Source organism: Nonomuraea antri, from assembly GCF_013283785.1.
In the GTDB taxonomy this organism is placed as follows: Bacteria; Actinomycetota; Actinomycetes; order Streptosporangiales; family Streptosporangiaceae; genus Nonomuraea; species Nonomuraea antri.
The window spans coordinates 1-6,842 of the sequence record NZ_JABCPZ010000362.1 but is presented as its reverse complement, the minus strand read 5'-3'; the positions used below and the strand labels follow the sequence as shown (position 1 = coordinate 6,842).

General features: G+C 71.9%; 5 protein-coding genes. 3 read left to right on the top strand and 2 right to left on the bottom strand.

What is annotated here, in order from left to right:
* Together HII36_RS52140 and HII36_RS52135 are read left to right on the top strand one after the other, a co-directional pair.
* The coding region (locus HII36_RS52140) for a hypothetical protein (RefSeq protein ID WP_173530844.1) at positions 1–274 on the top strand (274 nt) is incomplete at its 5' end.
* A 112-nt stretch (positions 275–386) separates the two neighbouring features.
* On the top strand, positions 387–1,409 hold the full coding sequence (locus HII36_RS52135; RefSeq protein WP_328808281.1) for a coiled-coil domain-containing protein: 1,023 nt from the start codon (positions 387–389) through the stop codon (positions 1,407–1,409).
* A 53-nt stretch (positions 1,410–1,462) separates the two neighbouring features.
* Here the strand turns inward: HII36_RS52135 and HII36_RS52130 are convergent, their stop codons facing one another.
* Positions 1,463–2,083: a hypothetical protein gene (locus tag HII36_RS52130; RefSeq protein ID WP_173530843.1), complete on the bottom strand. Its 621-nt coding sequence runs from the start codon at positions 2,081–2,083 to the stop codon at positions 1,463–1,465.
* A gap of 91 nt (positions 2,084–2,174) precedes the next feature.
* A complete protein-coding gene (locus HII36_RS52125; protein ID WP_173530842.1) occupies positions 2,175–3,110 on the bottom strand; it encodes a pirin family protein in 936 nt (311 codons plus the stop codon).
* A gap of 64 nt (positions 3,111–3,174) precedes the next feature.
* Here HII36_RS52125 and HII36_RS52120 point away from each other — a divergent pair.
* Positions 3,175–6,842 (top strand): AAA domain-containing protein (locus HII36_RS52120; RefSeq protein WP_173530841.1); only part of this gene is annotated, 3,668 nt, incomplete at its 3' end.

Sequence of the window (6,842 nt, the reverse complement as noted above, 5' to 3'; positions counted from 1 at the left end):
GCCCCCCGCCACGACCCGGCCGCCCACGCAGGCGCCCACCACCGCGCCGCCGAACCCGGGCAGGGGCCCGCTCGTGTCGATCTCGGTCTCGGTGTCGGCCGATCTCCCGCTGCTCGGCGGCGACGGCGACGGCCTGCTCGACCTCGACCTCGACCTCGGGATCGGGCTGGGCTCCAGCTTGCTCGGCGCGCTGGCCGTGCCGGGATCGGTGCTGCTCGGACGGCATCTGGTCGTCCGCAGGACCCGCCGTCCGCGCGGCAAAGAAAACCCGTGAGTTACGTAAGGAAGCGCCGGATCCCCTACTATCAGCCTTCGAATAGAGGGCGTCCCCGAGCCTGAATACCTCCTGGCCGGAACCTGCCCTGCAGCTCGGGAGAAGGAGTAGCGTGGCGGATGGGTCCCCCGCCGGCCGGCGGCGCCACCTCCTGCGATTCCACCCCACCGGACGCACGACGACGGCCGCGCTCCTGTCGGCCACCCTGCTGACACCCGCCCTGCTGCCGGCGCTCGCCACGGCCGACCCCAAGCCCACGGTGAAGCAGCTCAAGAAGGAACTGGCGGCGATGCAGAAGGAGTCGGACAAGCTCATCGCCGACTACTACAGCAGCCGCATCGCCCAGCAGAAGGCGGAACGGGCGGAGAAGGCGGCCAAGGAGAAGCTGGCGGCCGCCCAGGAGGTCTTCGACCGCGAGTCGACCGAACTCCGGGCGATGGCCGTGGCCCAGTACAAGGGCGGCGAACCCAACCAGGTCGCCGCGATCACCGCCGCCGCCGACCCGGCCGCCCTGCTCAGGCGGATGGCCCTGTCCGGCCACCTCGTCAAGCTGCAGGAGTCCAGGCTCAGCGGGTACGCCCAGGTCAGAGACACCCACCAGCAGGCCATGGACGAGGCCGCCGCCCGCGCCACCGAACTCGCCGCCACGGTGAAGGAACTGGACAAGCGCAAGAAGAAGGCCGAGAAGCTGATCGAGAAGATCAAGGACAGGATCGACCTGCTCTACAAGGCTCCCGGCCTGCGTCCCGACGGCACGTTCGTCCCGCAACTGCCCAGCGGCCCCGACAACATCACCTCACGCATGCGGCTGGTCAAGTCCCTCATCGGGGAACGCTTCGACGTGCCGTACGGGATCGGGTGCTACCGCGCCATCCAGGACGGCGGCGAGCACCCGCTCGGCCGCGCCTGCGACTTCATGCTGAGCCGCGGCGGCGCGATGCCGACGGCGGCGGAGATCGAGCGCGGCTGGGAGATCTCCAACTGGGCGATCAAGAACGCGAAGCGGCTCGGCATCATGTACGTGATCTACCGCCAGCGCATCTGGCACGTCCGGACGGGCGCCTGGCGCACGATGACGGACCGCGGCGGCACCACCGCCAACCACTACGACCACCCGCACATCTCGGTCTACTGACCTCCTTGCCCGGGAACTGCTGAACTGCGTTCGGTACGCCATCGCCGACGGTGTCACGCGTCGCCACTCGGACGGCCCAGTTCGGGCTTGGCCTCACGGGTGGGGAGGCTCTCGGTCGGTGAAGGGCCGGAGAGTTTGCCCAGGAAATTGTTGAGCTGCCAGTCGTAGGTCCCGGGCGCGCCCGTTTCCCGCATGCCGATCTCACGCTTGACGACCCGGTAGAACTCCCCGCGGGCACGGCTCGTCGCCTCTATCGCGAGGTTCAACGGCAGATCCGCCTCCTGCCCGCCGGCGATCAGTTCCAGCCGGAAAACGGACTCGTGCCACTTCCGGCCGGCCGCGATGGCTTCGTCGCTGCCGAAGAGCAGCACGGCTTCCCAGCTCACGGTCCGATCCTCCTCCGCCGCGGCCAGGTCGGAATCGGAGTATTCCGGAGCCAGGAATTTCAGCTCGACGCCCATGTCGCGCTGGGACGCCAGTTTGAGGCAGATGGAGATGGTCTTCTTGATGGCGTGTGCGTATTCCATGTAAGCCATCACGCGCCGCTCGTCCCATCTGGTGGCGAGCTGGCGTTTCCACCTTTTGCGTTCGGTGAGAGCCGTGACGCTGTACGCCCCGATCGCGCCCAGCAGGACACCGATGAGTGCGGGGAGTTGTTCCAGGAAACTCTGCAACTCGCACAACCTTCCTCGACGGAATTCGGGGCCTGTCTACGCCGGAGGGGCCGAAACGCGTGCGGGGCCGAGGAGCTTCAGGTCCACCGGCTCACCTGAGCCGGCCGCGTGGTTTGAGTCGGATGCCCGGCAGGGCCGGGGCCGGGAGCGGGGGGCCGGCGAAGCCCTCGACGTGGCCGAAGCCGTCGCCGGACTCCCACTCCGCGCGGAACGCAGCGATCTCGTCGTGGCCGCGTCCGACGAAGTTCCACCACATGACGATCTCCTCGTCGAACGGCTCGCCGCCGATGAGCAGCACCCGGCCCCGGCCTGACAGCCGCAGCGAGTCCTGGCCGGGCGGCAGGTACAGCAGCGGGCCGGGTGCGAGCAGGTCGACGTCGCCGTCCAGCAGGAGCACGCCGTGCTCGAAGCCGCGCTCCAGGGGTAGTTCGGCGGTGCCGTCGACGGCGATCTCGGCGCTCACCAGCGGGGTGAACGCCGTCGCCGGCGAGGTCGTGCCGGCCAGCGAGCCCATGATCACGGTCGCCGTGAAGCCGGGGCCCGACAGCGTGGGCAGCAGGGCGTGGTGCTCGAACGCCGGCGCGACCCGCCGGTGCTCCTCCGGCAGCGCCACCCACAGCTGCACCCCGTGCAGCAGCTCGCGCCGCGACTCCTCCGAGTGGGAGATGCCGCGGCCGGCCGTCATCAGGTTGAGCTGCCCGGGGCGTACCTCCTGCCGGCTGCCCAGGCTGTCGAGGTGCAGCACCTCGCCCGCGACCAGCCAGCTCACCGTCTGCAATCCCGTGTGCGGGTGCGGCGGGACGCGCATCGCGGCCACCTCGGGACCGTAGGCGTCGATGAAGCACCAGGCGCCGATCATCCGCCGCCGCGCGCCGGGCAGCACCCGGCGGACCATCATCGCGCGCGGCCCGCCCAGCGGCACCTCGCGAGCCTCCAGCAGCTCGCGGCCGCCCCCGTCCGCGCCGGCGTCCGCGCCCCCGTCCGCGGCGGCGTGGATCTCCAGCGGGTTCAGCTCGAGATTGCTCATGAAAAGACTGTACGGGCGGCCGGTTCGCGACTGTAAAGCGCGGGTCAGGGAAGGGGAGTTCTTCATGGCAGAGCCATGGGAAAGCCGTAGGGCCGAACTGATCGAGGCGGCCCAGGCCAACTGGATATCGGCGCTCACCGACCTGGGCGGGCGCAACACGCTGCTCTACTACAAGGACCGCCGGGCAGGCACACTCGACCTGGCCGCGGCCGACCCCGAGGCGCTCGATCGCTTTCTGCGCACCGGACGGGTCAGACTGACCCGGCTGTTCGCCGACGTCGACGTCAGGGCCGACGCGATCAGACGCGTCCAGGCCATCCACCGCAAAGCACGCGAACTGCTCGAAGAACGCGGCATCAGGGCCGGCTACCTGGCCACCGGCCTGGCCCGCTGGGACGAGCTGTTCCTCGAACCCGCCGCGCCCGTCATGCTGCGCCGGCTGACCATCACCCCCACCCGGGCCAGGCACGACGATTTCGTGCTCACGCTGGACGACGAGAGCGAGGTCAACCCGGTCCTGCTGCACAAGCTGGCCACCGTCTACGGCGCGGACACCGAACGCGCCACCGGCGACCACGACGAGCTGCGCGCGCTCGCGTCCGCCGCCGAGGTCCCCGGGTTCGACATCCTCGACCGGAGGGTGATCGGCACGTTCACCTACGCCAAGCTGCCCATGGTCAGGGACATGCAGGCGGCCGGCGAACTGCTCGCCGACAGCGACGTGGTCGCCGCCATCGCGGGCGACGTGGAGGCGCAGGAACTGCTGTCGAGCGACCGCAGCGAGAGCGGCGGCCCCAGCGAGGGCGACCGTCCCGCCGACCCGCTCGACTCCCCGCAGGACGACTACTCCGTGCTGGACGCCGACTCCTCCCAGCGCAGCGCCATCGCCGCCGTCCTGTCGGGACGCAGCCTGGTCGTCCACGGCCCGCCGGGCACCGGCAAGAGCCAGACCATCGCCAACCTCGTCGCCGCGCTCGTCGCCAGAGGTAGGAAGGTGTTGTTCGTGGCGGAGAAGCGGGCCGCCATCGACGCCGTGTTGTCCCGGTTGAAGGGCGCCGACCTGGGCGACCTCGTCCTGGACATCCACGAGGGCACCCGCGACAGGCTGCGCATCGCCCGCGACCTCGGCGACACGCTCGACCTGGCGCAGGCCGTCACCGACGGGCCCGAGCAGGAGCTGGACCGGCGGCTCGTGGACCGGCAGCGGCGGCTGAGCAGGCACGTGGCCGGGCTGCACGAGGCGCACGCGCCGTGGGGGCTGTCGGCCTTCCAGATCCAGTCCGCCCTGCTCGGCATCCCCGAGGGGGCACGCACGCCGGTACGGCTCGGCCAGGCGGACCGGCTCGACGCCAGGACCGCCGACCGCGTCAGGGACGACCTGCGCGACTTCGCCCACCTCGGCGGCTTCGCGCTGCGTCCGGGCTCCACCCCCTGGTACGGCGCCGCGCTGCGGACGCCCGAGCAGGCCAGGCAGGCCGCCGATCTGGCCTGCAGGCTGCACTCCCACCTGCTGCCCATGCTCGCCTACCGGGTCGAGCGGGCCTGCGAGGGGCGCGGGCTGAAGGCACCCGACGGGCATCTGGAACGGGTGGCGCGGCTGCGGCTGTTCGCCGGGGTGGCCGAGACGATGAAGCGGCTGTCGCCGCGCGTGTTCGCCTCCGACCCGGCCGCGCTGGCCGCCGCGACCGGCGGCGGCGCCGAGCTCATGCGCCCGCTGGGCCTGCGCGAACGGCACGCGCTGCGCAAGCGGGCCCGCTCGCTCTGGCTCGGCGCCGACAAGCCGGAACGCGCCGAACTGCACGCCGCGCTCACCGCCGCCGCCGGGCAACTGGCCGCGTGGGAGTCGGTGCGCGCCGAGGCGCGGGAGCAGCCGCCGTGGCCGCCGTCGGACCTGCCCGACCTGCTGCGGCTGCAGGCCGAGTGCGAGACGCGGCTCGCCTCGCTGCGCGCCTACGTCGGCGTCCCCGAAGACCCGGAGCAGGTGCTCGCCGCGCTCTGCGACGACCGCGACACCGCGTGGAAACTGCCCAGACTGTACGAGCTGGGCATGGGATTCGACGCACTGGGACTCGGCGAGCTCCTCGACCACCTGGCTCGCGAGCAGGCCGGACCGGAACTGGCCGTGGCCGCGTTCGACCACGCCTGGTACTCCGCGATCCTCGACCACATCCGGGTCCGCGACCCCCGCTACGGCGCACACCCCGGCGACGCGCTCGACGAGATCGCCGGCGACTTCCGGGAACGCGACGTCCAGCACCTGGCCGCCAACCGGGCCCGCGTCCGGCGGGCCTGGGCGCTGCGGCTGCGCGACGCCGAGGACCGGCACCCGCTGCAGGCCAGGGTGATACGCAAGCAGGCCGCGCTGCGCCGGGGCCACCTGCCGCTGCGCAGGCTGCTCGACCAGACCGGCGACGTGCTGTTCGCGCTCAAGCCGTGCTGGGCCATGTCACCGCTGATCGTCAGCCAGGTGCTGCCCGCGACCCGGCTGTTCGACGTGGTGATCTTCGACGAGGCCAGCCAGATCGTGCCCGCCGACGCGGTGCCGTCCATCATGCGGGCGCACCAGATCGTGGTGGCCGGGGACGACAGGCAACTGCCGCCGACGAACTTCTTCCGCCAGGTCGGCGACGGGCCGGAGGACGCCGAGGACGAGGACGGCCCGCCGGCGTCGGGGGTGGTGTCGTTCGGCGCCGGGTTCGAGTCGGTGCTCGACGCGCTCCGGCCGCTGCTGCCGTCGCGTCCGCTGACCTGGCACTACCGCAGCAGGGACGAGCGGCTGGTGGCCTTCTCCAACGCCCGGATCTACGGTGGCGCGCTCACCACGTTCCCCGGCGTGTCGCGGGGCGACTGCCTGCGGCACGTGGTGGTCGCGCAGTCGCCGGGCGCGGGGCAGGAGGCGTCGGCGCCGGGCGAGGTGGACAAGGTGGTGGAGCTGGTGCTCGACCACGCCCGCGCCCGTCCTGGCGAGTCGCTGGGCGTGATCGCGCTCGGCCTGCGCCACGCGGAACGGATCGACCAGGCCCTGCGCGAGGCGCTGGCCGAGAACCCGGGGCTGGAGGAGTTCTTCGCCGAGGACGTGCCCGAGCCGTTCTTCGTCAAGAACCTCGAACGCGTGCAGGGCGACGAACGCGACGCGATCATCCTGACCATCGGCTACGGCAAGCACCCCGACGGGCGCATGCGCTACCAGTGGGGGCCGCTGCTGCGCGACGGCGGCGAGCGGCGGCTGAACGTGGCCGCCACCCGCGCCAAGCACCGGCTCACCCTGGTCAGCTCGTTCTCCAGCCAGGACGTCGACCCGGCCAGGGTCACCAAGGCCGGGGCCAGGCTGCTGGCCGACTACCTGGAGTACGCGGGCTCCGGCGGCACCCCGGCCGACGCCTCGGGCGGGACGCGGCTCAACCCGTTCGAGTCCGACGTCCGGGACCGGCTGGCCGGGTTCGGGATCACCGTGGTGCCGCAGTACGGCGTGGGCGGCTTCCGCGTCGACTTCGCCGCCGCCCACCCCCGCGACCCCGACCGGATGGTGCTCGCGATCGAGGCCGACGGCGCGTCGTACCGGGACTCGCGCAGCGTGCGCGACCGTGACCGGCTGCGCAAGGAGCACCTGGAACGGCTGGGGTGGAACTTCCAGCGGTTGTGGTCGACCAACTGGTTCCACAACCCGCAGGCGGAGGCGGACAAGCTGCGGCGCGCGTACGAGCAGGCGGTCGCCGAGTACCTGTCTCTTAA